The sequence below is a fragment of the Rhodococcus aetherivorans genome, assembly GCF_011058165.1.
In the GTDB taxonomy this organism is placed as follows: domain Bacteria; phylum Actinomycetota; class Actinomycetes; order Mycobacteriales; family Mycobacteriaceae; genus Rhodococcus; species Rhodococcus aetherivorans.
The window spans coordinates 19,348-45,172 of record NZ_JAALEG010000018.1; the positions used below are offsets into that span (position 1 = coordinate 19,348).

A 25,825-nucleotide genomic window follows, 5' to 3' on the forward strand; every position below is an offset into this window, starting at 1 on the left:
AGACACCACGAACAGTGTCGCCCATCCGCACTCGCGTGTCCGGGACGGACACGCCTAGGCTTCGGCCATGGAGCAACGACTGAGCTTCGTCACTCTCGCCGTCGCCGACCTCGAGCGCACCCGGCGCTTCTACGTCGACGGACTCGGCTGGACCCCGGTCGTCGACGTCCCCGGCGAGGTGGTGATGATCCAGGTCGGCCCGCACCTCGTCCTGTCCCTGTGGGACGAACGGCAGTTCGCGGCCGAGGTCGGCCCCGTGCAGCGGGGCGGCGTCCCGCCCGTGACGCTCGCCCACAACGTCGCCGACCGAGCGGACGTCGACCGGGTGCTGGACACCGCCCGCCGCGCCGGAGCCGATCCGGTCTCCGACGCGGTCGAACGTGAGTGGGGCGGCTACACAGGGTATTTCGCGGACCCCGACGGATTCCGGTGGGAGATCGCCTGGAATCCGGGTCCCATCGGTCAGCTCGTGCTGCCCTGAGCCGCGTCGTCCTGCAGCCACGGCACCCGGCACGCGTCGGTGCTGAATCCCTGCTCGTGGATGCCCAGGGCCGAGTTCATCCGGGCCCGCATGTTCTCGAGCGCGATCTGGTACGTCAGTTCCACCACCCCGGCCCGCCCGAAGCGACGCTCGAGGTCGGCGACCTGCTCGTCCGTCACCGCGACGGCCGCACCGCCGGCTCCCGTCATCGCGTCGGCGTACGCGATCGCCGCACGCTCGTCGTCGCTGTAGGCGTCGGAGGTCGCGTAGTCGGCGATGTGCTCGAGGCGGTCCACGTCGAGCCCGTCGAGCCGCTGCAGCATCGCGCCGAAGTCGACGCACCAGGAGCACCCGACGCTCCAGGCCACCCGGTACACCGCGAGCTCGCGGACGTGCGCCGGCAGCACCGTCGAGGCGCGCTCGACGAGCATCTCGTGCACGGCGCTCGCCCGCATCAACGCCGGATGGTGGGCGTAGACGGCGAACGGCTCGGGCACCTCCCCGAAGCGGCGCCGGGCCACCCGGTAGGCGATCTTCGTCGTGACGCCGGCCTCGGCCGGTGTCACCGCGGGAATGCGCGCCATTACCTTCTCCGTTCCTCGGGTCCCGAGCGGGACCGTTCATCCTTTGGACGAGACAGCCCCGCCGGATGTGACACGACCGCTGCCGGAGGCCGGGAAGGGCGCGGCTAAGCTGCAGAAATGGCAGAAATCGCGTCCTCACATCGGGTCCGCACCGTCCGCAGGCTGCGCCCGTTCGCGTCCACGATCTTCGCCGAGATGACCGCCCTGGCCGTTACGCACGACGCCGTGAACCTCGGCCAGGGTTTTCCCGACACGGACGGCCCCCGCGCGATGCTGGACGTCGCGCGCCAGGCCATCGCCGACGGCGTCAACCAGTACCCGCCCGGGCCGGGCACGCCCGAGTTGCGCCGGGCGATCGCGGCGGACCGCGCCGCCCGGTACGGGCTCGAGCACGACCCGGACACCGAGGTCCTCGTCACCGTCGGCGCCACCGAGGCGATCAGCGCCGCCATCCTCGGTCTCGTCGAACCCGGCGACGAGGTGCTGCTCACCGAGCCCTACTACGACTCCTACGCCGCGTCCGTGGCGCTGGCGGGGGCGAGCCGCCGCACGGTGCCGCTCGCCCGCGCGGGGTCCGGGTTCGTCCTGGACGTGGACGCGCTGCGCGCCGCGGTCACCGAGCGCACCCGCATGCTCGTGGTCAACACCCCGCACAACCCGACGGGCACGGTCTACGACGACGCGGCGCTCGCCGCGGTCGCGGCACTGGCCTGCGAGCGGGACCTGCTGGTGCTGTCCGACGAGGTGTACGAGCACCTGGTGTTCGACGGCCGCCGGCACCGGCCGCTCGCGTCGCTGCCCGGCATGGCCGAACGCACCGTCACCGTGTCCAGCGCCGCGAAGACGTTCAACGTCACCGGCTGGAAGATCGGATGGGCGCTCGGCCCCCGCGAACTGATCGACGGGGTGCGCGCGGCGAAACAGTTCATGTCGTTCGTCGCCGGGGCGCCGTTCCAGCCCGCCGTCGCGTACGCGCTGACCCACGAGCAGCCGTGGATCGCCGCCCAGCGCGACGATCTGCAGCGCAGGCGCGACCTGCTCTCCGGCGCCCTCGCCGACGCCGGATTCGGTGTATTGGACTCGGCCGGAACGTATTTCGTGTGCGCGGACATCACCCCGTTCGGCGCGACGGACGGTGTCGCCTTCTGCCGGACCCTGCCCGAACGCATCGGGGTGGCCGCGGTCCCGGTCAGCGCCTTCGTCGACGACCCCCAGCAGTGGAACCATCTGGTGCGCTTCGCGTTCTGCAAGCGCGACGACGTCCTCCTCGAGGGCGTCCGGCGGCTGCGCAGCCTGCGGGAGCACGGCTGAACATGACCGCCCCCGCCACCATTCCCTCCGACTTCGTGCGCCGCTCGGTGGTTCTCGCCGCGGCGAACGGCGTGGATCTGGCCCCGGCCCTGGACGCGGCCCGGATCAGTCGCGCGGTGCTCGCGCACCCGCACGCGCGCCTCACCCCCGAACAGGTCACCCGGTTCACGCAGAAGACCTGGGAGCTCACCGGTGACGAGTTGTTCGGCCTCGGCCCGGGGCCGGTGCCCCGCGGCACCTTCCGCGTGATGTGCCTGACGCTGATCCACTGCCGGGACCTCGCCCAGGCCCTCGAACGGATGATCGAGGTCAACCGCGTGCTGCCGACGCTGCCGAGACTGCGGCTGACGCCGGGCCCGCAGACGACCCGGCTCGAGGTGGTGCTGCCGGAGCCGTGCGACGACAAGACCCGCGTCATCATCGATTTCCTGCTCATCCTGCTGCACCGCTTCGCGGCCTGGCTCGTCGGCGGACGAGTACGGCTGGCGTCGGTCACGGTTCCCTACGGCGAGCCCGATCCGGTGCTCGCGAAGAACTACGACGCGATCTTCGGGGTGCCGGTCACCTTCGACGCCGACGGGGCAGCGCTCGAAATCGACAACGCGGCACTGCGGTCGCCCATCGTCCAGACCGAGGAGACGCTCGAGGACTATCTGCGCGAATCGCCGAATCTGATGATGTCGGAACGCGACTACGACTCCACCGCCGCGTCGCAGGTGCGGCGGATCTTCGAGTCGGGCATCGAGGGACGCACGGCGACCGCCGAGGAAGTCGCGGAGATGCTGTCGGTGAGCGCACCGCATCTGCGGCGCCTGCTCCGGCAGGAGGGCACCTCGCTCGGGCAGTTGCGCGAGGAGGTGCTGCGCGACATGGCGATCGCCGGGCTGCGCCGCGGCGAACCGGTGGACGCGCTGTCGGCCCGCCTCGGCTTCTCCGAGCCGAGCGCGTTCCGGCGTGCCTTCAAGCGATGGACAGGCAAGACCCCGCGCGCGTATCGGTAGGTCCGCCGGTTCACCCGACGCAGAACTCGTTGCCCTCCGGGTCGGTCATGGTGATCCACTCGCTCGGCCCCTGCCGGCCCCGGTGCAGGACGGTCGCGCCCGCCTCGACGAGCCTCCCGGCGAGCGCCTCACGTTCCTCCCCGGCCCGGATGTCGAAGTGCAGCCGGTTCTTCACCGTCTTGCCCTCGGGCACCCGCTGGAAGAGCACGCGCGGACGCGCGGGCACCTCGGGATCGGAGATCGCGGCGCCCGCCTTCCAGACCAGGACGCCCTCGAAGATCTCGGTGTCCTCCTCGCGGGCGTGGCCGGCCGCGACCAGGCCGCGGATGAAGTCCTCGTTGCTCGGCTCCACCCGCCAGCCCAGCGCGGCCGCCCACCATTTCGCCAGCGTGTGCGGGCTGTCGGAATCGACCGTCACCTGGAATTCGTAACCCATGCGGCGACGGTACGACGAGACTCCGACAGGTCAGGGCTGAACGAGGATCCGGATCGGATCCCCGATGTGGTTGTGCAGCTTCTCGATGCCCTCGGCGATGTTCTCTAGCGGCACGATCTCGCTGATCGAGCGGGAGATGTCCAGGCGGCCGCGGGAGACGAGCGCGGCGAGCGTTTCGATGTCGACATTCTTGTAGCCGAGGTGGCCCATCACGTGCTTGCGCGACAGTCCGAACGTGGCGGTGGGGCCCAGGGAGGCCTCCTGCCCGCTCAGCCCGACGACCACGACGCGGCCACCCGTCATCACGCACTGCAGGGCCTGGTCGAAGGTGGCCTTCACGCCCGCCGAGTCGAAGGCCACGTCGAGCATCTTCCCGCCGGTCGCCTCGGCGACCCTCTGCACCAGGTCCGGGTCGCGGGAGTCGAACGCGTAGTCGGCGCCGAGTTCGAGGGCCCGCTCCCGCACCGCGGGGTTGATGTCGAACGCGAGGACCGGCACGGCACCGATCAGCCGGGCGAGCTGCACGATGTGGGTGCCCACTCCGCCGACCCCCCACACGCCGACGGCCTCGCCCACCTGCACCTGCCCGGTGCGCACGACGGCGCCGAACGGCGTGGACACCGCGTCGGCGAGGATCGCCGCCTGCTCGAGCGGGACGTTGTCGGGCACGAGGGTGAGACCGCCCGCCTGTGCGACGGTGTACTCGGCCCAGGCGCCGTCGTACGCGAAGGCCATCAACTGGATGTTCAGGCAGTTGGTCAGGTCGCCGCGCCGGCACTTGCGGCACTGCATGCACGGTCGTCCGGCCGAGGGCACGACGCGGTCCCCGACCTCCCACCCGGTCACGCCGTCCCCGACGGCCGCGATGATCCCGGCGGCTTCGTGGCCCTGGGTGACCACCGGCAGCAGGGCCGGGAAGGTGCCGTCGAGCAGGCTCAGGTCCGAGTGGCAGATGCCGCAGAAGGCGACCTTGACGAGCACCTCGCCGGGGCCCGGCGACGGAATCGGAACATCTTCCAGCACATTGGTTCTGGTGTCCGCATGAAAACGCGCGGCGCGCATCGTCTCGGTCATGATCCCCTCATCCTGTTGTGCGGCGGCAGCCAGGGGCGACCCTACTCCCGGCGCATGCGGCGTTGCGCATGTTTGTGCCGCGGATCTCCGCGACGGGTTGCATCCGCCCACGGTGGGTGAGAGCGTCGGAAGGAACCGTCATCGACTTCGAGAGGGTGATTCGCAACAATGCAGACGGCCGTCATCGACGACTACCCGACCCGGAACCGCACGAACTGCGTGAGCGTGTCCCGGCCGGATCCGGTGGTGTGGGGATCGGCAACGGGGCCGCTGGACGCCCCGGCCGTCGCCGAGTACGACCGGCGCGGGTTCCACACCGTCGACGCGCTCCTGCCGGCGCACGACGTCGGAAATCTGCTCGACGAGACGGCACGTCTGGGCCGGGATCTGGCCGACGACGAGCGGGTCGTGCGGGAGGCGGGAAGCGGGGACGTGCGCTCCGTGTTCGACGTGCACCGCCTCTCCGGCACGGTCGCCGAGATCGTCCGGCGACCGGAGATCGCCGGAATCGCCCGCCAACTCCTCGGCTCGGCGGTCTACATCCACCAATCGAGGCTGAACGTCAAGCCGGGATTCCGCGGCGGACCGTTCTACTGGCACTCCGATTTCGAGACCTGGCACGCCGAGGACGGGATGCCGCGTCCGCGGGCGCTGAGCATCTCCGTCGCGCTGACCGAGAACTACGGTTACAACGGCGGTTTGATGATCATGCCCGGTTCGCACCGGACCTTCGTCTCGTGCGCCGGTACCACCCCCGACGACTACTACCGGCAGTCCCTCGTTACGCACGTGCCCCCCACCGGTTCGCCCGACGAGGACACGCTGACCTCGATGGCCGCCGAGCACGGCATCGCCACGTTCACCGGCTCGGCCGGTTCGGCCACGGTGTTCGACGCGAACTGCATGCACGGCTCGAACGGCAACATCACCCCGTTCCCCCGCTCGAATCTGTTCGTGGTGTTCAACAGTGTCGAGAACGCGCTCGTCGAGCCGTTCTCGGCGCCGCGCCGGCGGCCGGACTACCTCGGCAGCCGGGACTTCACTCCCCTGCACTGACCCGAACAGATGCGCTGACAGGAACGGACGCGGGGTGCGACCGGCGCGGGCCGGGCGCACCCCGCATCGCGGCGCTCACACGCGGGCGGTGTCCGCCACGTCGATCGGCAGCGTGCGGGCACGCGGTGTGCGCAGCAGCCGGGTGAGCGTGAACCGGCCCAGCTCCGGATCGTAGGGCCGGTAGGCCAGATACACGAGCACGTGGAACGCCCAGTGCGCCCGCAGGATTCGGCGAAGCACCGGATTCATCCGGCCGTGCAGTTCGAACGTGGCGGTTCCGGAGCGGATGTACTTGGTGTACTCCCGCGGCGGCGTCAGCGCACGCCGTGGGGAGATGTCGACGAACAGCTCGGAGAGCTGGGCGATCTCGATGTCGGCCTCGCGCAGACACAGGGCCAGGTCGAGGTCTTCGTGGATCCCGGCATCCGTGCTGACCGCGTCACGGACGCGCTGCCAGGCCGACCGGCGCACGGCCATGTTGGCACCGTGCAGGTTGTCGATGCGGCGCTCACCGCCGAAGAAGCCCTTGCGCACGCGCTGCTCGATATACCGGCGCTTGAGCTCCCGGTACGGCGAGTCGTAGGAGTTGCTGAGTCCGCTGACGGCACCGACGCTCTCGGTGTCTGCACGCGCGAAGAAGTCGAGGATCGCGCGGGCCCATCCGGGCCGCACCCGCGTGTCGGCGTCGATCCGGCCGAGGAGATCTCCTGTCGCCGAGTCGAATCCGGCATTGCGGGCGAATGCGACGCCGGGGCGGGGCTCGACGATCCGGCGGACGATCGGAGACCGCTCGGCGATCGCGTCGACGATCTCGCCCGTCCTGTCCGTCGAATTGTTGTCCACTACCACGATTTCGCGGATGTCCGCTTCCTGCTCCAACAGCGCCGCCAGGCACGGACCGATGTAGCGTTCCTCGTTGTACGCCGGCACGACCACCGACAGCGTGTGCTGATGCATGCCTCCGACGCTACCGCGACCGGCCGCGCGCCGCCGAGGGCGGGAACCGTTCCGGGACATCCCCCGAGACGGTTCCCGGCACCGGCGTCAGGGGCGCCGCGGGCCTCAGGCGCGCCGGCGGCGCACCGCGTCGGCCAGCCGGTCGAGCTGGTCGGCCGTGGTGGCCCAGTCGAGGCACGCGTCGGTGATCGACTTGCCGTACTCGAGCTCGTCGGACCGGCCCAGGGTCAGGTCCTGACGGCCCGCCTCGAGGAAGCTCTCCAGCATCACACCGACGATGCCCTTCTCGCCCGCGACGAGCCGCTCGGCGATGTCGGTGACGACGTCGACCTGCTTCTCGTGGTTCTTGCTGCTGTTGCCGTGGCTCGCGTCGATCACGACGCGCTCGGGCAGACCGGCCTTGCGCAGGCGGGCCATGGTGTCGGCGACCGTCCCGGCGTCGTAGTTGGGGCCGGCGGAGCCGCCGCGCAGGATGACGTGGCAGTCGGGGTTGCCGACGGTCTCGATGAGCGCGGCCTGCCCGTCGAGATCGGTGCCGGGGAACACGTGGCTCGCGGCGGCGGCGCGGGTGCCGTCGACGGCCACCTGCACGTCACCCTCGGTGGAGTTCTTGATGCCGACCGGCATGGACAGGGCGCTGCACAGTTGCCGGTGTACCTGGCTGGCCGCGGTGCGGGCACCGATCGCGCCGTAGGTGACCAGATCCGCGTAGTACTGCGGCAGGATCGGGTCGAGGAACTCGCACCCGACCGGCAGTCCGAGGCCGGACACGTCGAGCAGCAGCTTGCGGCCGATGCGCAGACCAGTGTTGATGTCGTAGGTGCCGTCGAGGTGCGGGTCGTTGAGCAGGCCCTTCCACCCGAGGGTGGTGCGCGGCTTCTCGAAGTACACCCGCATCACCACGTGCAGGTCGTCGCGCAGATCGTCGGCCTTGGCGGCGAGGCGGCGCGCGTAGTCCATCGCGGCGGCGGGGTCGTGCACCGAGCACGGCCCGACCACGACGAGCAGCCGGTCGTCGGTGCCGTCGAGGATCGCCACGGTGTCGGCGCGGCCCGAGCGCACGGTGGCGGCGGCCACCTCGTCGGGGGCGTGCTCGCCGCGGACGACGGCCGGGGCGACGAGCGGGCTGATCCGCACGGTCCGCTGTTCGTCGAGATTCGCGGTGGAGATGGAGGTGCTGGTGGTCATCGGGGTTCGGTTCCTGTTCCCGGGCCGACCCTGGCTGAACCTGAAAGATCCCAGCGAGCCGGTCCGTGTCCGGCTCGTAGGTGGAAGAAGTCAGCGCGCGGTTACGCCGACCGACCCACCCCGGGCCGGCCTGCTAAACCAGAAATATGCACGCTGCATGACGGACACCCTACCCGAGCCCCCGCGGGGGTGCACATCGGGGGCCCGGGGCGAGTCCGCATTGCCAGCGCGACGGCGCCGACCCCCCTACGATCGGAACGAACCGAGAACACTGCCCGTACCGCCGAGACGATCGCCGAGGTGTTATGCCGCTCGAAGGTTCACACGAGTCCAGGGACCGGTCGAACGAACCGGAACACACAGCCGACGGCCATCTCGTCGAGGCCCAGTCCGAGGACTTCTCCCATGCCAGAAACCTCGCGGTGGATCCCGACTGGTTCAAGACCGCGGTGTTCTACGAGGTCCTGGTGCGCGCCTTCAACGACTCGAACCACGACGGGACGGGTGATCTGCGCGGGCTGACCGAGAAGCTCGACTACATCGCCTGGCTGGGCGCCGACTGTATCTGGCTGCCACCGTTCTACGACTCCCCGCTGCGCGACGGCGGGTACGACATCCGGGACTTCCGGGCGGTGCTCCCGGAGTTCGGCACCGTCGACGACTTCGTCACGTTCCTCGACGAGGCGCACAAGCGCGGTATCCGCGTGATCACCGACCTGGTCATGAACCACACGTCCGACACGCACGCGTGGTTCCAGGAGTCGCGTACGGACCCGGACGGCCCGTACGGCGACTTCTACGTGTGGTCCGACACCGACGAGCGCTACCCGGATGCGCGCATCATCTTCGTCGACACCGAATCCTCCAACTGGACGTGGGATCCGGTGCGCAAGCAGTACTACTGGCACCGGTTCTTCTCGCACCAGCCGGACCTGAACTACGACAATCCCGAGGTGCAGGACGCGATGATCGACGTCCTGCGCTTCTGGCTCGACCTGGGGATCGACGGGTTCCGGCTGGACGCGGTGCCCTACCTGTTCGAGCGCGAGGGCACCAACTGCGAGAACCTGCCCGAGACACACGCGTTCCTGAAGAAGTGCCGCGCGGTGATCGACGCGGAGTATCCGGGCCGGGTGCTGCTGGCGGAGGCGAACCAGTGGCCCAGCGACGTGGTGGAGTACTTCGGCGAGCCGGAGGTCGGCGACGAATGCCACATGGCGTTCCACTTCCCGCTCATGCCGCGCATCTTCATGGCGGTGCGGCGCCAGAACCGGTTCCCCATCTCCGAGATCCTCGCCCAGACCCCGCCGATTCCGAGCAGTGCGCAGTGGGGCATCTTCCTGCGCAACCACGACGAGCTGACCCTCGAGATGGTCACGGACGAAGAACGTGACTACATGTATGCCGAGTACGTCACCGACCCGCGGATGCGGGCGAACATCGGCATCCGGCGCCGGCTGGCCCCGCTGCTCGAGAACGACCGCAACCAGCTCGAGCTGTTCACGGCTCTGCTGTTGAGCCTGCCCGGCTCGCCGGTGCTCTACTACGGCGACGAGATCGGGATGGGCGACAACATCTGGCTCGGCGACCGCGACGCCGTGCGCACGCCGATGCAGTGGACACCCGACCGCAACGCGGGCTTCTCGCGGGCGGACCCCGCGCGGCTGTACCTGCCGACGATCATGGATCCGACCTACGGCTACCAGTCCGTGAACGTCGAGCGGCAGATGAACTCGACGAACACGCTGCTGCACTGGACGCGCCGGATGATCCAGGTCCGCAAGCAGCATCCGGCGTTCGGCAAGGCCGCCTTCACCGAATTGGGCAGCGCCAACCCGGCCGTCCTGTCGTACCTGCGGGAGATGCCGCTCGGCCCGGACCGCAACTACAGCGACGTCATCCTGTGTGTGAACAACCTGTCCCGGTATCCCCAGGCCGTCATCCTGGACCTGTCCCGGTTCGCAGGGTGGATTCCGGTGGAGCTCACCGGTTCCGTCCCGTTCCCACCGATCACGGAGGAGGGGTACATGATCACCCTGCCCGGTCACGGTTTCTATTGGTTCGCGCTGCAGCCCGATCCGACGAGGGAAGGCGTCGGCGAACATCCGGTGAGCAGCGAAGCCGAGGCGGCGGTGCAGCCATGAGGGATCCGAACGTGCAGCACTACTCCGATGCGGAGCTCGAGGCCCTGCTGGCCGAGTGGCTTCCCCACCAGCGTTGGTTCGCCGCCAAGGGCAGAACCGTCGCCGCCGTCCGGATCATGCTGCGGGAACCGCTCACCGACACCCCCGCGTTCGGAGCGGACCACCTGCTGGTGACCGTCGAGTTCGAATCCGGCGCCGAGCAGATCTACCAGGTGCCGCTCGGGTATCGCCCGCACCTGCCCGACGAGCTGGCACCCTGGGCGCTGCCGCGGCCCGACGGGAGCGGCGACGACCGCCCCCACGCCTACGACGGCCTGCGCGACCAGGAGATCATCGACCTGTACGCGCACTCGATCGCTACCGGGCAGGTGTACGGCCCGGTCGAGCTGCACACCGTGCCCGGCACGGTCATCGAGGAGGGACTGCGCGGGCGGGCGCTCAGCGCCGAGCAGTCCAACACCTCCGTCGTGCTGGGCGAGCAGTTGCTGCTCAAGCTCTTCCGCCGGATCACTCCGGGCGTCAACCCCGACGTGGAACTGCACCTCGCGCTCGGCGAGGCGGGCTGCCGGTCGGTCGCCCCCGTGCGCGCGTGGATCGACGCCGAGATCGGCGGCGTGCGCACGACGCTGGCGATGGTGCAGGACTTCGCGGCCAACTCCGCCGACGGCTGGTCGATGGCTCTGGGCAGCGTGCGGGACCTGCTGCTCGAGGCCGACCTGCGGGCGGACGAGGTGGGCACGGACTTCGCCGGCGAATCGCAGCGGATGGGCGCGGCCGTGGCCGAGGTGCACGCGCTGCTGGCGCAGTCCCTCGGGACGTCGCAGCGACCCGTCGGCGAGATCGTCGACGGCATGCTGCGCCGCCTGGACGCGGCCGGTGCCGTCGTACCGGAACTGGCGGAATTCGCCCCGGCGGTGCGGGAGCGGTTGGCGGAGGCGGCGGCCACCGGCACGACCACGGTGCAGCGGGTCCACGGGGACCTGCACCTCGGGCAGGTGCTGCGCACCCCGGAACACTGGCTGCTCATCGATTTCGAGGGCGAGCCCGCCAAGTCCCTCGACGAACGGCGGGAACCGGACAGCGCCCTGCGCGACGTGGCGGGGATGCTCCGCTCGTTCGACTACGCGGCCCACCACTCCCTGCACGATGCGACGTCGGAGGCTGCCGCCGCGCAACGCGAGTTCCGGGCGCAGGAATGGGCGCAGCGCAACTCCGCCGCGTTCTGCGACGGCTATGCGGGCGCGTCCGGCGCGGATCCGCGCGAGTCGGCCGCGCTGCTGCGCGCGTACGAACTGGACAAGGCCGTTTACGAGGTGGTCTACGAGGCCCGCCACCGGCCACAGTGGATCCGGCTGCCGCTCAACGCGATCCGTCGGCTGGTGCAGGCGACGTAGGGCTGTGGCCGTCGGTGGTATCCGCCAGGGGATCCTCACCCGAGGGTGCCGGGTCGTCGAGTCCGCCCCGATGCGGCCGGTGGACCGGGTCGATCGCGGCCGCCCCCCGGTCCGGGGAGGACCCTTTCCGGCGTGGTCGGCGCAGGTCCACGGAGGACCGGTGCCGGCCCGCGGCGGGTGTCGACCGGCCTCTCGCGGTGGCCCGGTGGCGCGGGCCCGGGCCCTCGGACCATCCGTGCACGATGCGTCGGTGCAGGCGTGCCAGGGGTGCCGGCGCCCACCAGTTCGCGTCGCCCATCAGCTTGATCAGTGAGGGAACCAGCAGCATGCGGACCAGCGTGGCGTCGATGACGAGGGCGAAGATCATTCCCAGTCCGATGAACCGCATGATCGTCATCGGGGAGAGCGCGAAGGCCGCGGTGACCGTACCGAGTATCAGCGCGGCGCAGGTGACGACACGACCGGTGAGGGCGGTACCGGTGTGCACCGCCGTCTCGGTCGACGCCCCCGCAGCATGCGCTTCGACCATCCGCGACATCAGGAAGATCTCGTAATCGGTCGACAGGCCGAACACGACGGCGAGGATCAACACGACCAGGGTGGGCTGGACGGGCTCCGGAGCCACGCCGATGAGACCGGCGCCGTGTCCTTCCTGGAAGATCCAGGTCAGCAGCCCGAAGGTCGCCCCGAGGCTCAGTCCCGCCATGGCGACCGCCTTGACCGGCAGCACCACCGTGCCGAAGGCCAGGAACAGCAGCAGCAGTGTCGCGCCCACCATGACGGCGATCATGGTGGGCAGCGCCTCGGTGATCGCGTGATTGTTGTCGGCCTCGAGGGCGAACGGTCCGCCGACCTCGATCCGGGTTCCTGCCGGCGGCGCCAGCTCGCGCAGTGCTGCGACGGCCGCGTTCGCGCGCTCGACGTCCGATCGGTCGGTCACCGCCGCGGAGATGACGGTGAAATCCGAGGTCGTGGCGATCGGCTGCGCCCCGGTGACCCCGTCGACGGCATCGGCCTGTGCCACGAACCCGAGGCTCGCATGCAGGGGCGGGGGCGAGCCGGCTGTTCCGTGCACCAGGACGGTGATGTCGCCACCAGGTGACCGAAATTCCTGGACCAGCTGTTCGGTGGCCGCGCGAACCGGATTGCCGGGCGGCAGCGAGGTGTAGCTGATCGAGCCGAACCGCGTCAGAACGACCGGGGCCGCGAACACCACCAGCACGAGGGTGATCGGGACTGCGACGCGCAGCGGATGGCGCATCACCCGGTCGGCGACGGCTCCCCAGAATCGGTGGGCTCGCACCTCGCCGCGCTCGACCGCCCCGCGGCGCCAGGTCAGACTGTTGATCCGGGCACCCAGAACGGCCAGGGCCGCGGGCACGGCGGTCAAGGACAGCAGGGCCGCGCTGAGGGCGGCCGAGATGGCGCCCAAACCCAGCGACCGGATCACCTCCTGGGGAAAGACGAGCATTCCGGCGAAGGCACATACGAGCAGCAGCGCGGAAAAGCACACGGTGCGGCCCGCGGTGAGAACGGTCTGCCGAACCGCGTCGTTCGGCGAGGCGCCGGAGCGGAGTTCTTCCCGGAACCGGCTGACGATGAACAGTCCGTAATCGATGGCCAGACCGAGACACAGAAGGGAGGTGACGTTGAGGGCAAAGGCATTGACCGCGGTGAACATGGTCAGCAGCCGAAGCGTCCCGAGCGCGCTGAGCACCGACAGCGCGGCGACGAGAACCGGCACCGCCGCGGCGGTCAGTCCGCCGAAGATCATCACCAGCAGAATCAGGGTCAGCGGAAGCGACACCGACTCGGCGACGACGAGGTCGGTCTTCAGTTGTGTGTTGAACGAATCGTCGACCACGGTCTTGCCGGTCAGCTGGGTGTCGACTCCGGGAACCTGCAGCACGGACAGCAGATCGTGGTACGGCGGCCGATCACCCGACCCGGAATGCTGCAGGGTCACCGTCGCGAGCGCTCGGGTGCCATCGGCGGAGCGCAAGTACGGTTTCTCGACCACGGGCACCGTCCAGTAGGTGTCGACGCGCTCGACCCGGGTGCGATCGAGAGCGGCGAGGTGCCCGGCCACCTCGGGTCCGATGTCGTCGATGCTCTGCCCGGGTGGGGCGGTGTAGATGGCGACGATGTCCGGCTCCCTGCGGCCGAGGTGCTCCTCGACCTGGTGCGTGACGTGCGCGGCTTCGCTCCCGTCGTCGAGGAAGCCCTCGAACCTCAGATGGGGGAAGACCCCCAGCCCCCATGCGCCGCCGAGCACCAGCGCGGTGACGGTCACGATCAGCACGAGCCACCGGCGTGCGAGAAGAAATGCGGCCCAGCGGGTCATGGCCGTGGCGGAGGCCGGGTCGGGGACGTCGACATCGTCATCGTGCGACCTGATGGACGGCGGCAGCGAACAGGCGTGGTGACCGCGCAGCCAACGGCACGATGACAGGGCCGAGGCGGGGTTGCCGACGCGCCCACAGCAGGGAGGAGGTCAGCAGGCGTGAGCGCCGCGACGCCCGCGACCATGCCCGTTCGTAGCGTGCCGGTTGCCCGCAGACGAGGCACTGCACAAGGGCGCGTGCGCATTTCAGAGCGACGTCGATGCCTTCGCCGGTGATCGCGTCCACGTATCCGGCCGCGTCGCCGACGAGCAGCACACGGCCCGCGACGCGGGCCCTGGCGTCCTGACGCATCGGTCCCGCCCCCCGGACGGCGGTCGCCGCGGTGTCGGGGAGCCGCTGGGCAAGGGCGGGGAATTCGGCCAGCTGCCGGGCGAACGACCCGCGGGTAGCGGAGAGCAGCGCGACGCCGACGAGGCGGGGACCGACCGGGGTGACGTAGGCCTCGCGGTCGCGGGCCCAATGCACTTCCACGAAGTCGGTCCATGGGGCCACCTCGAAGTGCCGGCGTAGCCCCCACCTGTGGTGACCGGACGGTGGGCGGTCCAGGCCCAGCTGCCGTCGGATGGCGGAGTGCAGCCCGTCGGCCGCGACGAGGTACCGCGCCGTGGCGCCTGCGGCCGTCACGCACCGGGCATCCTGCGTGATCTCGGAGACCCGGCGCTGCAGCACCGGAACACCTCGTGTCACGACCTCGGACTGCAATGCTGCCTGCAGATCGGTGCGGCGCACCCCCAAGCCGTGGCCGTCGCGGAAGACGGCCTCGGCCCGGCAGCGCCCGTCCGTGTACCGGATCCCCCGGAGGGGATGTCCGTCGACCGGCACACCGAGTTCGCGCAGGCAGGCGACCGCGCCCGGCATCAGACCCTCCCCGCAGGCCTTGTCGATCGGCGACGGCCTCGACTCGATCACGACCGTATCGAGGCCGGCCCGGGCGGAATACAGGGCCGTGGCCAGCCCGGCGGGGCCGGCGCCGACGACGATCAGGTCATGCATCGCGCACCAGTTCGCGCAGGGCGGCGTTCTCGGCGCGGATCCGCACCCGAAGTACCACGGCATCGAGCGCAGTGAAGGTCACCGCGGTCACCCACGCGGAGTGGACGAGCGGCAGTGCCGCACCCTCGACGACGACGGCCACGTAGTTGGGGTGCCGGAGCCGGCGGTACGGCCCACGGCGGATCAGGGGCAATCCGGGCACGATCACGATGCGGGTGTTCCAGCGGTGTCCGAGGGTGAGGATGCACCACCATCTCAGGCACTGCGACGCCAGGACGAGTGCCAGCATCGGCCGGCCGAGAGCCGGCACGTACCGGCGGCCGACGCCGAACGTCTCGATCAGGCATCCGGCCAGCAGCCCCGCGTGCAGTGACGCCATCACCGGATAGTGTCCGCGGCCGCTCTCCCGGCCCCCGCGCTCCATGCTCCACGCCAGGTTCCGCCGGGACACCACCAGCTCGGCGAGCCGCTCCGTGGCGACCGCGGCGACGAGCAGGAGATAGAACATGGCGTCCGCGCTACCACTCGAGGAGGACGAGTTCGGAGCAGAACCCCGGCCCCATAGCCATCATGAGCCCCGGAGTGCCCGGTTCCGGGGGGCGCTGTTCGAGCGTGTCCCGCAGCACGTGCAGGACCGACGACGAGGACAGGTTCCCCACCGCGGCCAGCGACCGGCGGGTCATCTCCAACGCCTGCGACGACAGACCGAGCACGGACTCGACCGCGCGGATCACCCTCGGCCCTCCCGGATGGCAGACCCAGGCGGTGATGTCGTCCGTCCGCAATCCGTGTTCGGCCAGGAACGAGCGGACGTCCGCACCGAGGTACTTTTCGATCACGGCGGGCACCTGGGCATCGAGGACGATCTTCAGGCCGCTCGACCCCACATCCCACCCCATGGTCCGCTCGGTGTCCGGGTACAGGTGGCTGCGCGACGCGATCACCCGGGGCCCGCGCGCCCGGGTCCGTTCGGCGCGCCGGGCGCCGACGGCCGCCACCGCTGCCGCACCGTCGCCGAACAGCCCGGTCGCCACGAGATTGGCGATGGAGTGATCGTTGCGCTGCACCGTCAGCGAACACAGTTCCACGGACAGCAGGACGGCCACGTCGTCGGGGTGCCCGAGCAGATAGTCGTACAGACGCGCTGTTCCCGCCGCACCGGCAACGCACCCGAGCCCGAAGATCGGCACCCGTTTGACGTCGGGTCGCAGCCCGACCCGATACGCGATCCGGGCCTCCATCGACGGGGCGGCGACACCGGTGACCGTGGTGGACATGATCAAGTCCACCTCGTCGGGTCGAATCCCGGACTGGGCGAGCGCGCCGGTCACGGCGGCCGCACCCAACTCGATCGCACCTTCGATGAACGTGTTGTTGCAATCGTCGAAGTCGTGCAGCTCCGGATAGCGCTCGAGCGGGCGCACCAGGTGCCGCGTCCGGACCTCGGCATTGGCGTGCAGCCGCTGCAGCAACCTGATGTCGCCGTCCTCGCCGAGGCAGTAGTCGGCGAACATCTTGGTGAGCTCGGCCTGAGCGTAACGGTGCGGTGGTACGACGCCGCACACCCCCGCCAGCGTCGTCCCCTCGACGAGGGGTTTCGGTGTGGAGCGCTGCCCCGGAGCGGCCCGGGGGTCTGCCTGCAGGTTGACGATGCTCATGAGTGACTCCTCGCATCGCGCGGCTTGTGGCGCCGCGCCACTTACCCAGCTCGACACTTGTCCGGGATCGGGAGCCTCGATAGCCACCCTAGGGGTGAGAAGTGTGACCCTGGGGTGAGAGCCGGGAGCGCGGGGACGTCCGGTTCGGAACCCGGAACGGCGTCCCGCCGCCGGGGCCACGTCTTCGGAGCGTGCGGCCGCTATGGGACGTGGGCGCCGGACCGAACGATCATCTCTCGGTTGGGGATGCCGGTGCAACTGCTCGGATGTGCAGTCCCGTGTCGGCGAGCGGAGGTGGGCCGGTGGCGGTGCGGGCGAAGCGGCGTGACCTGTCTGCGCTGCGGCCTCATGCGACGTCTGCCGGTCAATTGCCTTCCATCGTGCGAATGGGACTGCGCGGCGCCGAAATATCCGGCAACCCGGGCGGGGTGAGATTCACGATGACTCCCTCGAACCAGCGCCCGTTGCCGATGATGTTCGTGTACATGCGGATGAAGGGGTAGTACAGCTCCAGCGCCCGGTTCAGGTCGTCGTTGCGGGCGTCGAGGATCTGCACGACGCCGCGGAGTTGTTCGAGTGCCGGTCCGATGGTGGCTTCGTTGTCGCGCACGAGTCCGGTCAGTTGCCGGGACAGGCGCTGGGTTCCGGTGAGCAGCTGGGAGATCGCCTGCTGCCGGCTGTTCAGTTCCCCGATGAGCAGTCCGGCGTCGGTGATCAGTTGAGTGAATTCGGCATTGCGGTCGGCCAGCACCCCTGTGGTGTGCTCGGTCGCGTCGAGCAGTCTGCGCAATTCTCGGTCGCGGCTCGCGATGGTCTGTGAGAGTCGGGTGACGCCGTCGAGGGAGGCGCGGATGTCGTCGGAGGTGTTGTCGAATGCCTGGGACAACACCGTCAGGCTCTGGGCGAGTTGGGTGGAGTCGATCTCCCCGATGGTCTGTGCCGCCGCCGAGAAGGCCTCGAGCACGTCGTAGGGAGACGTGGTGCGGTCGCGTGGGATCACCTCCCGCGGATTCAGGACCTCGGAGCCACGGGGGTCGAGGGCCAGGTACTTCTGCCCCAGGATCGTCTTGATCTGTATGGAGGCGGAGGTGTTGTCACCGATCCACGCGTCCTTGGCTCCGAACGTCACCTCGACGTGGTCGCCTTCGAGTTCGACCGACATGACCTTGCCGACCTTGACACCGGCGATCCGGACTTCGTTGCCAGGTCTCAGGCCCGCTGCTTCGGTGAACTCGGCACGGTAGAGGGCGCCGGCTCCCAGGAGCGGTAGCGAATCGAAGGAGAAGACCGCCAGCGTCGCCAACAGCATCACGAGGATGGCGAGGGCCCCCACCGCGGCCGGGCTGCGAGGTTCGGCCATGGCGTCTGCAACTCCTCCTCGTCGACCGCGATCCGCGTCTCCCCCTGCTGCACATCCACCTGGGCGGCTCCTTCGTTGCGACCCCGGGCCCGCACGGGATCGCAGACCGCTGCCCAGTCAGTGTGATCACTGTCACTGCGGGTGACAAGTTGCGCGCCCGGACAACGGACAAATGCCGCAGGGGCCGGTGGAACAGGGCCGCGTCGCCGACGCCCGGTCGGAGCCGGGCTCGACGACGACCCGCGGACCCGTTGCACAGCAAGCGGGGCGGTGACCGGTTCCGGTCACCGCCCCGCGTGCCTGCGCGTCGGTGGCAGCGTCAGCGCACCATCAGGTCCAGTTCGTCGTCGGCGACGTCGACTCGGACCTGCCCACCCTCGACGAGCACGTCGTCGAGCAGCAGGTCGGCGATGCGGTCGTCCACGGCGCGCTGGATGGACCGGCGCAACGGCCGCGCCCCGAACTCCGGCTGGTGGCCGTGCTCGGCAATCCAGTCGACGGCGGCCTCGGTGAACTCGATCTCGATTCCCTTGGCGTGCAGTCGCTTGCGGCTGTCGTCCAACAGCAGGTCGGTGATCCGGTGCAGCTGCTCGGTGTCGAGCCTGCGGAAGATCACGATCTCGTCGATGCGATTGAGGAACTCCGGCCGCATCGACTCGCGCAGACGACCCATCACCCGGTCCCGCAGCGGCTTCTCGGCCGCCTCGGCGTCCCCGGTGCTGAAGCCCAGCGCCCCGCCGCGGCTCGAGATGATGTCCGAGCCGAGGTTGCTGGTCATGATCACCACGGTGTTGGTGAAGTCGACCGTGCGGCCCTGGCCGTCGGTGAGCCGGCCGTCGTCGAGCACCTGCAGCAGGGTGTTGAACACGTCCGGGTGCGCCTTCTCGATCTCGTCGAGCAGCACGACCGAGTACGGGTTGCGCCGCACCTGCTCGGTGAGCTGACCCGCCTCGCCGTAGCCGACGTAGCCCGGGGGCGCCCCCACGAGACGGCTGACCGTGTGCCGCTCGCCGAACTCGCTCATGTCCACCCGCAGCATCTTGCGCTCGTCGCCGAACAGCACCTCCGCCAGCGCCTTCGCCAGCTCGGTCTTGCCGACGCCGGTGGGACCCAGGAACAGGAAGCTGCCGACCGGCCGATGCGGATCGCTCATGCCGGCGCGGCTGCGACGCACGGCCCGGGCCACGGCCCGGACGGCCTCGTCCTGCCCGACGACGCGCCGGTGCAGTTCGTCCTCGAGGCCGCGCAGCCGCTCCTTCTCCGCCTGGGTCATCCGCGTCGCCGGGATGCCGGTGGCGCGGGAGACGACCTCGGCGATCAGTTCCGCGGTCACCTCGGGCACCTCGGCACCGGCGGGGGCGCCGGCATCGAGACGGGCCTGCACCTCGGTGATCTGGTCGCGCAGTCGCGAGGCCTGCTCGTAGCGTTCCGCCGCGACGGCCCGGTCCTTGTCGGCCTCGAGCCGGGCCAGCTGCTCGCGCAACGCCTTCTCGTCGACGCGCGGTGAGCGCAGCCGCAGCCGGGCACCGGCCTGGTCGATCAGGTCGATCGCCTTGTCCGGCAGGTGCCGGTCCGGCAGGTACCGCACCGACAGGTCCACCGCGGCGTCGAGCGCGTCGTCGGTATACCGCACACCGTGGTGTTCGGCGTAGCGGTCCCGCAGGCCGCGCAGGATCGCGACCGCGTCGTCGTGGCCGGGTTCGCCGACGGTGACCGGCTGGAAGCGGCGCTCGAGCGCCGGATCCTTCTCGATGTGCTTGCGGTACTCGTCGAGCGTGGTGGCGCCGACGATGTGCAGTTCCCCGCGGGCGAGCTTGGGCTTGAGAATGTTGCCGGCATCCATCGCGCCTTCGTTGCCGCCGCCCGCGCCGACGACGGTGTGGATCTCGTCGACGAAGACGATCAGCTCGTCCGAGTGCGCGGCGATCTCGTCGAGCACCTTGGTCAGCCGCTCCTCGAAGTCGCCGCGGTACCGGGTGCCGGCGACCATACCGGTCAGGTCGAGCTGCACGATCCGCTTGCCGCGCAGGCTGTCCGGGACGTCGCCGTCGACGACGCGCTGGGCCAGACCCTCGACGATCGCGGTCTTGCCGACACCGGCCTCACCGACCAGAACCGGGTTGTTCTTGGTGCGGCGGGAGAGGATCTCGACGGTCTGCTCGATCTCGTCGGCACGGCCGATGACGGGGTCGATGCCGCCGCCGCGGGCACGCTCGGTCAGGTCTACGCCGTACTTGTCCAGGGTGGGGGTGGCGGACTGCTCCTGCGCCGCCTCGGCGGGCGCGGCGGGCTGCAGGGCGGCCTGGAGCGACTGAGCGGTGATCCCGGCCGAGACGAGCAGCCCTCCGACCCCGTGTTCCTGGTCGGCGGCGAGGGCCACGAACAGGTGCTGGGGTTCGATGTAGGTCGCGCCGAGGGCGCGCGTGAGCTGGTGCGCCTCGAGCAGCACCGTCTTGATCGCGCCGGTGAGGGCGGGAGCGGTGACCGCGGTGCGGGTCTGTTCCTGCGGGAGCCGTTGCTCCACCGCGGCCAGGACCTCGGCGGGATCGGCCCCGGCGCGGGTCATGACCGACCGGACCGGGTCCTGTTCCGCCATCACGTGCAGGACGTGGAGCGCGTCGAGGTCCGTGTCGCCGCGTTCGGCGGCGAATCGGGCCGCAGCGGCCATGAGTTCCTGGGTGCCACGGCTCAGGTAGCGGGTGATGTCGATACGCCCAGGGCCACCAGGCCCGAAGAATGCCGGCATTCCGAAGCCTCTCTCTCGGACTTGAGTCTTTCTCACTCAACTAACGTGTCGGGTCCCCTGTCAATTCCACAGATGGTGTGATGTGCGCCATATCCTTGAGGCCCGAATTTCAGTTGTGCACAACATAGCGGTGCGCTACTTTATTTCTCGTGTCCGACGATCTCGCGCTCGACCGGCAGGTCTGCTTCGCGCTCTACTCCGCCTCCCGGGCCACCACCGCCGCCTACCGCGGCATGCTCGACCGGCTCGGCGTCACCTACCCGCAGTACCTCGTACTCCTGGCCCTGTGGGAACAGGAAAGCCGCGGGGACCACAGCGGCCGCGGCGTCCGCGACCTGTGCGACGCCCTCGACCTCGACACCGGCACCCTCTCCCCGCTCCTCAAGCGGCTCGAGAGCGCCGGACTGCTCGAACGCCGGCGGCAGAGCAGCGACGAGCGCCGCGTGCAGATCCACCTCACCGAGGCCGGGCGCGAGCTGCGCGCCCGCGCCGAGGACATCCCCGCGCGCATGGCCCGCGCGAGCGGCCTCGCGGCCGACGAGCTGGCCGCCCTTCGCGACACGCTCCACCGCATGACCGAGGCGCTGCACCGCCCCGAAACACCCGATCCCCATCCCGCCACCCCACAGGAGAAGCCATGAACGTGCTCTACACCGCCGAAGCACTCGCCACCGGAGAGGGTCGCAACGGCCGCGCCCGGACCTCCGACGGCAAGCTCGACCTGGGCCTCGCCATCCCCACCGAAATGGGCGGCACCGGCGAGGGCACCAATCCCGAGCAGCTCTTCGCCGCGGGATACGCCGCCTGCTTCCACTCGGCGCTGCAGCTCGTCGCCCGGCAGGACAAGGCCGACGTCGCCGACTCGGCGGTCGGAGCACGCGTCGGCATCGGCCGCACCGACGGCGGCGGCTTCGGCCTGAAGGTCACGCTCGAGGTGTCGCTGCCCCACGTGCCGCGCGCCCAGGCCCTCGAACTGACCGAGAAGGCCCACCAGGTGTGCCCGTACTCGAACGCCACCCGCGGCAACATCGATGTCGAACTCGAGGTCACCGAGGACTGACCCGCGCGGCTCGCCGCGGTCACACCTGCGCGGCTCGCCGCGGTCACTCTCGCGCGGCTCGCCGCGGTCCGTCCCCAGGCACGCGTAGCGTGGATTGCGTGTGCAGGCAGGACGGGCCGCGGCTCGCGCAGTTCACCGCGGGACTCGGCTTCACGCTCGACGACTTCCAGGTCCGCGCCTGTCGCGCTCTCGACGAGGGCCGGGACGTGCTCGTCTGTGCCCCCACCGGCGCCGGCAAGACGATCGTCGGCGAGTTCGCGGTGCACCTGGCGCTCGCCGCCGGCGGCAAGTGCTTCTACACGACGCCCATCAAGGCCCTGAGCAACCAGAAGCACGCCGACCTCGCCGCGCAACTCGGGGACGAGCGGGTCGGCCTGCTCACCGGAGACGTCTCGGTCGACCCGCACGCACCCGTGGTCGTCATGACGACCGAGGTGCTGCGCAGCATGCTGCACGGCCGCTCGCCCCTGCTCGACGGGCTCACCCACGTCGTGATGGACGAGGTCCACTACCTCGCCGACCGCGAGCGCGGCGCGGTGTGGGAGGAGGCCATCCTCTATCTACCCGGCACCGTGCGCCTGGTGAGCCTGTCCGCGACGGTCAGCAACGCCGAGGAGTTCGGTGCCTGGCTGGGCCGGGTCCGCGGCGCGACCACCGTCGTCGTCGAGGAGACCCGGCCGGTTCCGCTGCACCAGCACGTGCTCGCCGGGGGCCGGCTGTTCGACCTGTTCTCCCCCACCACCGGTGCGATCGACGAGAACCTCGTGCGGTACGTCGCGCATCGCCAGCTCGTCGACGCCGCCCCCGCCGTCCCGTCGCGTCGCCGGCGCCGCCGCACGGCCACGCCCGGCCCGGCCGGCGTCGACCGGCCCGAGCTCGTCGCGCGGCTCGAGGCCGAGTCGCTGCTGCCGGCGATCTGGTTCCGCTTCAGCCGCAGCGGCTGCGACGAGGCCGTCGCCGAATGCCTGCGCTCGTCGCTGCGGCTCACCGAGGCCGCCGACGTCACCCGCATCCGCCGCATCGTCGACCGGCACACCGCCGGCCTCTCCCCCGCCGACCTCGACGCGCTCGGATTCGCCGACTGGCTCGACGGACTCGAACGCGGCTTCGCCGCCCATCACGCGGGCATGGTGCCGGTATTCCGGCACGCCGTGGAGGAGCTGTTCGGCCTCGGCCTCGTCCGGATCGTCTTCGCCACGGAGACTCTCGCCGTGGGCGTCAACATGCCCGCACGGACAGTCGTGCTCGAACGCCTCGTCAAGCACACCACCGCCGGGCCGGTCCGCCTCACCGCCGGCGAGTACACCCAGTTGACGGGACGGGCCGGCCGTCGCGGCATCGATCGGGAGGGCCACGCGGTCGTGCTGTGGAGTCCGGAGGTGCAGCCGGCCACCGTCGCGGGGCTCGCCTCCACCCGCACCTACCCGCTGAACAGCTCCCTGCGGGTGGGCTACAACACCGCTGTCAACCTCGTCGACCGGCTCGGCGTCGCCGGAGCCCGGGACCTGCTCGGCCGGTCCTTCGCCCAGTTCCAGGCGGAGCATTCGGTGGCCGCGCTGGCCACCGCGGCGACGACGAACGCGGCGACGCTCCACCGGCTCGACGACGAACTCGGGGACGCCGAGGGTTTCGCCGAGTACCAGCAGTTGCGCGAGCGGCTGGCCGCGGCGCGCACCAGCGGCACCGCCGACGCGGTGACCGCTCTCGCGCGGGCCGTGCGTTCGCACCCCGGGCACCGGCACGCCGATCGGGAACGCCTGATCACCGTCGCCGAGCGCCGTCGCGCGCTGGCCGCCGACACCGAGGTGCTGCGCGGGCAGGTCGCCGCCGCCACCGGCCGGCTCGTGGAGACGTTCGACCGTGTCCTCGGGCTGCTCGACGAACGCGGGTACATCCTGTCCGACCCGTACACCGGCGAGGCGGTGGCCACCGACCACGGCCGGATGCTGGGCCGGATTTATTGCGGCAGCGACCTTCTCGTTGCCGAGTGCCTGAGAACCGGCGTGTGGGCGGGCCTCGATCCGGCCGAGCTGGCCGCCGTCGTGTCGAGTGTGCTCGGCGAATCGCGACGGCCGGCGCCCGGCGGCGGAGCCCCCACGGCCGGTGTCGACGCCGCGTACCGCGCGACGGTCCGGCTGTGGCGGGAACTGTCCGACGCGGAGCGCCGGCACGGCCTGCCCGCGGGCCCCGAACCGGATCCGGTGGCGATGCGCGCGATCCACCGGTGGGCCCGTGGCGACGGCGTGTCCGCGGCCCTGCGCGAGGCGGCGGAGTCGGATCTGTCGGCGGGCGATCTCGTCCGGCGCTACCTGCGCACCCTCGACCTGCTCGGGCAGATCGGCAGGGGCGAGTGCCCGGTGGAGCCGGCCGGCTTCACCGCGGCCGGGTACCCACAGCGCTCTCCAGTTCGGTGAGCGCGCCCTCGAGGAGCTCGACCAGCCGGTCGAGGGCGGGCACCGCGTGGCGGTCGCCGACCACCCCGAGATCGAGCCGGCCGTCGTTCCCGGTGAGGGTGATGCTCAGTGCCTGCCCGTTCAGCACGGCCGGCACGGGGTAGATGCCGGTCAGCCGCGCACCGTTCCAGTACCGGGTGCGGGAAGGTCCCGGCAGGTAGGAGATCAGCACGTTGAACGGCGGCGGGATCTCGTCGACGAACCGCCGCACCGGCTCGAGCGCGAGCGGGCTCAGCGACAACGCGCTGAGCATCAGGAACTGGGTTCCGCTCAGCGCGGTGACCACCCGGTCGGTGTGGACGAGCGAGTCGGCGATCCGGGCGAGCCGCACCGCGGGATCGGGTTCGTCGGTGGCCAGGCCGATCACCATCGCTCCGACGCCGGGTTCGCGGCCGCCGGGACCGACCGCGGCGCCACCGAGGTTCATCGGCACCGGGAGCATCGCGGTCAGCGGTGCCTCCGGGAGCGCGTACCGCTCGGACAGATACGCGCGCAGGCCGCCGGCGCACATCGTCAGCACGACCGCGTCGATCGTGGTGTCCGCCGACGTCGCAACCGAGTGGAGCCGCTCGATCGGCCAGGAGCGCGCCGCGAGGGTCCGGCCCCGCCCCACCGCGACGTTGAACATCGTGGGCGGCGTCTGCCACGGCAGCGCCACCTGGTGCCGGCGCACGCCCTCCGTGACCAGCCTGCCGATCTCCGGGGTCATCGCGAACACCTCCGCGCCGACCCGGAGCCCGGCGCGCAGCCACGAGGTGGGAAGGGGCGACAGCCGAGCCCGGGGGGCCACCACCTCCGGGCTCCACGGCGCGGGGCAGTCGCGGGCGCCGGGGTCGGTGGACATGCTCCGGTGCAGCAGGCGCAGGCCGGCCGGGCCGTCGGCGAGGGACAGGTGGATCTTCGCGTACATCGCGGTGCGCCCGTCCTCGAGTCCCTCGATGACGTACACCTCCCACATCGGGTGGAGCGGGTCGAGCGGGGAGCCGTGGATCCGGGAGACGAGGGCCAGCAGGTCGGCCATCGAACCGGATCCGGGCACGGCGGTGTGACGTACGTGAAACCGCAGGTCGACGTCCTCGGGACGCGACCACCACGGGTAGCCGGCCCCGCGCAGCGTCCGCACCGGACGCCGGCGCAGCGCATCCGCCACCTCGTCGTGGGCGAGCAGGGTCTCGTACATGCGACGGGCGTGGTCGTCCCCGGCATCCGGCGGGGGCTCGAACAACGCGAGAGCCCCGAGGTGCAGTGGACGCGACGAGGTTTCGAGCAGCACGAACAGCGCCTCGGGAAGGCTCATCACCTGCATTCCCCCATCGTGGCGCCGAAACAGCCCGCGCGTGCGGTAACCCGGCCATCTCCGCAGGGACGTGCCCGCGACGCGCGGAAATGGTGTGACGTCTCCGCGCCGCGGGGACTACCCCTCGTCCAGTCCCGGACGACGCGGAGACGTAGGGGGCCGGGACTCCCCGCTCGCATGCCAGGCGGAGTGACCTCCCTGCCGGGATCGCGGCCCGAAGCGACGAT

Annotated in this window: 21 protein-coding genes; 9 read left to right on the plus strand and 12 right to left on the minus strand. The window is 70.6% G+C overall.

Annotation, left to right across the window (positions count from 1 at the left end):
• Window positions 1-67 precede the first annotated feature (67 nt).
• Entirely contained in the window at window positions 68-481 is a 414-nt protein-coding gene (locus tag G6039_RS10125; protein WP_006931112.1) for a VOC family protein, read from the plus strand.
• On the opposite strand, the gene G6039_RS10130 is transcribed toward G6039_RS10125, so the two are convergent.
• Window positions 463-1,065 carry a carboxymuconolactone decarboxylase family protein gene (locus G6039_RS10130; RefSeq protein ID WP_006931110.1) on the minus strand — a complete coding sequence of 201 codons (603 nt, stop codon included), beginning with the start codon at window positions 1,063-1,065 and terminating at the stop codon, window positions 463-465. The two genes, G6039_RS10125 and G6039_RS10130, sit on opposite strands and share 19 nt — an antisense overlap.
• Before the next feature lie 117 nt (window positions 1,066-1,182).
• Here G6039_RS10130 and G6039_RS10135 point away from each other — a divergent pair, with 117 nt between their 5' ends.
• The gene (locus G6039_RS10135) at window positions 1,183-2,376 is read left to right on the plus strand and encodes a pyridoxal phosphate-dependent aminotransferase (RefSeq protein WP_080688542.1); all 1,194 of its coding nucleotides are present in this window, start codon (window positions 1,183-1,185) and stop codon (window positions 2,374-2,376) included.
• A 2-nt stretch (window positions 2,377-2,378) separates the two neighbouring features.
• Window positions 2,379-3,377: an AraC family transcriptional regulator gene (locus tag G6039_RS10140; RefSeq protein WP_029541775.1), complete on the plus strand. Its 999-nt coding sequence runs from the start codon at window positions 2,379-2,381 to the stop codon at window positions 3,375-3,377.
• 10 nt (window positions 3,378-3,387) lie between these two features.
• Here the strand turns inward: G6039_RS10140 and G6039_RS10145 are convergent, their stop codons facing one another.
• Window positions 3,388-3,813, minus strand: a complete 426-nt coding sequence (locus tag G6039_RS10145; protein ID WP_043799865.1) for a VOC family protein — start codon at window positions 3,811-3,813, stop codon at window positions 3,388-3,390.
• A gap of 30 nt (window positions 3,814-3,843) precedes the next feature.
• Window positions 3,844-4,887 (minus strand): zinc-binding dehydrogenase, encoded by a 1,044-nt coding sequence (locus G6039_RS10150; RefSeq protein WP_006931096.1) that lies wholly within the window; start codon window positions 4,885-4,887, stop codon window positions 3,844-3,846.
• 168 nt (window positions 4,888-5,055) lie between these two features.
• Here G6039_RS10150 and thpD point away from each other — a divergent pair, with 168 nt between their 5' ends.
• Window positions 5,056-5,943, plus strand: a complete 888-nt coding sequence (gene thpD, locus G6039_RS10155) for an ectoine hydroxylase (RefSeq protein WP_043799864.1) — start codon at window positions 5,056-5,058, stop codon at window positions 5,941-5,943.
• Between the two features lie 75 nt (window positions 5,944-6,018).
• Here the strand turns inward: thpD and G6039_RS10160 are convergent, their stop codons facing one another.
• A complete protein-coding gene (locus G6039_RS10160; protein WP_029541766.1) occupies window positions 6,019-6,900 on the minus strand; it encodes a glycosyltransferase family 2 protein in 882 nt (293 codons plus the stop codon).
• Between the two features lie 105 nt (window positions 6,901-7,005).
• Window positions 7,006-8,088, minus strand: a complete 1,083-nt coding sequence (locus G6039_RS10165) for a 3-deoxy-7-phosphoheptulonate synthase (RefSeq protein WP_043799862.1) — start codon at window positions 8,086-8,088, stop codon at window positions 7,006-7,008.
• Between the two features lie 305 nt (window positions 8,089-8,393).
• Between G6039_RS10165 and treS the strand changes: the two genes are divergently transcribed.
• Together treS and G6039_RS10175 are read left to right on the plus strand one after the other, a co-directional pair.
• Window positions 8,394-10,232, plus strand: a complete 1,839-nt coding sequence (treS, locus tag G6039_RS10170; protein WP_006946891.1) for a maltose alpha-D-glucosyltransferase — start codon at window positions 8,394-8,396, stop codon at window positions 10,230-10,232.
• Complete coding sequence (locus G6039_RS10175; RefSeq protein WP_029541761.1) at window positions 10,229-11,626, plus strand: maltokinase N-terminal cap-like domain-containing protein; 1,398 nt, start codon at window positions 10,229-10,231, stop codon at window positions 11,624-11,626. The genes treS and G6039_RS10175 overlap by 4 nt, the downstream gene beginning before the upstream one ends.
• On the opposite strand, the gene G6039_RS10180 is transcribed toward G6039_RS10175, so the two are convergent.
• From G6039_RS10180 to G6039_RS10205, 6 genes are all read right to left on the minus strand, one after another.
• Window positions 11,592-13,970, minus strand: coding sequence for an MMPL family transporter (locus tag G6039_RS10180; protein WP_043799859.1), 2,379 nt, complete (start codon window positions 13,968-13,970; stop codon window positions 11,592-11,594). The two genes, G6039_RS10175 and G6039_RS10180, sit on opposite strands and share 35 nt — an antisense overlap.
• Before the next feature lie 37 nt (window positions 13,971-14,007).
• Complete coding sequence (locus G6039_RS10185; protein ID WP_043799856.1) at window positions 14,008-15,024, minus strand: NAD(P)/FAD-dependent oxidoreductase; 1,017 nt, start codon at window positions 15,022-15,024, stop codon at window positions 14,008-14,010.
• Window positions 15,017-15,532, minus strand: coding sequence for an isoprenylcysteine carboxyl methyltransferase family protein (locus tag G6039_RS10190; RefSeq protein ID WP_006946895.1), 516 nt, complete (start codon window positions 15,530-15,532; stop codon window positions 15,017-15,019). Before G6039_RS10190 ends, G6039_RS10185 begins: the two co-directional genes overlap by 8 nt.
• Before the next feature lie 10 nt (window positions 15,533-15,542).
• On the minus strand, window positions 15,543-16,682 hold the full coding sequence (locus G6039_RS10195) for a type III polyketide synthase (protein WP_232334103.1): 1,140 nt from the start codon (window positions 16,680-16,682) through the stop codon (window positions 15,543-15,545).
• Window positions 16,683-17,046: 364 nt separating this feature from the next.
• Window positions 17,047-18,042: an MCE family protein gene (locus tag G6039_RS10200; protein WP_006946898.1), complete on the minus strand. Its 996-nt coding sequence runs from the start codon at window positions 18,040-18,042 to the stop codon at window positions 17,047-17,049.
• Between the two features lie 319 nt (window positions 18,043-18,361).
• Entirely contained in the window at window positions 18,362-20,788 is a 2,427-nt protein-coding gene (locus G6039_RS10205) for an ATP-dependent Clp protease ATP-binding subunit (protein WP_029541747.1), read from the minus strand.
• 149 nt (window positions 20,789-20,937) lie between these two features.
• Between G6039_RS10205 and G6039_RS10210 the strand changes: the two genes are divergently transcribed.
• From G6039_RS10210 to G6039_RS10220, 3 genes are all read left to right on the plus strand, one after another.
• On the plus strand, window positions 20,938-21,429 hold the full coding sequence (locus tag G6039_RS10210) for a MarR family winged helix-turn-helix transcriptional regulator (RefSeq protein ID WP_006946904.1): 492 nt from the start codon (window positions 20,938-20,940) through the stop codon (window positions 21,427-21,429).
• A complete protein-coding gene (locus G6039_RS10215) occupies window positions 21,426-21,848 on the plus strand; it encodes an organic hydroperoxide resistance protein (protein WP_029541741.1) in 423 nt (140 codons plus the stop codon). The genes G6039_RS10210 and G6039_RS10215 overlap by 4 nt, the downstream gene beginning before the upstream one ends.
• Window positions 21,849-21,946: 98 nt before the next feature.
• The gene (locus G6039_RS10220; RefSeq protein WP_006946907.1) at window positions 21,947-24,262 is read left to right on the plus strand and encodes a DEAD/DEAH box helicase; all 2,316 of its coding nucleotides are present in this window, start codon (window positions 21,947-21,949) and stop codon (window positions 24,260-24,262) included.
• Here the strand turns inward: G6039_RS10220 and G6039_RS10225 are convergent.
• On the minus strand, window positions 24,222-25,607 hold the full coding sequence (locus G6039_RS10225; protein ID WP_043799852.1) for a wax ester/triacylglycerol synthase family O-acyltransferase: 1,386 nt from the start codon (window positions 25,605-25,607) through the stop codon (window positions 24,222-24,224). The two genes, G6039_RS10220 and G6039_RS10225, sit on opposite strands and share 41 nt — an antisense overlap.
• Window positions 25,608-25,825: the final 218 nt, after the last annotated feature.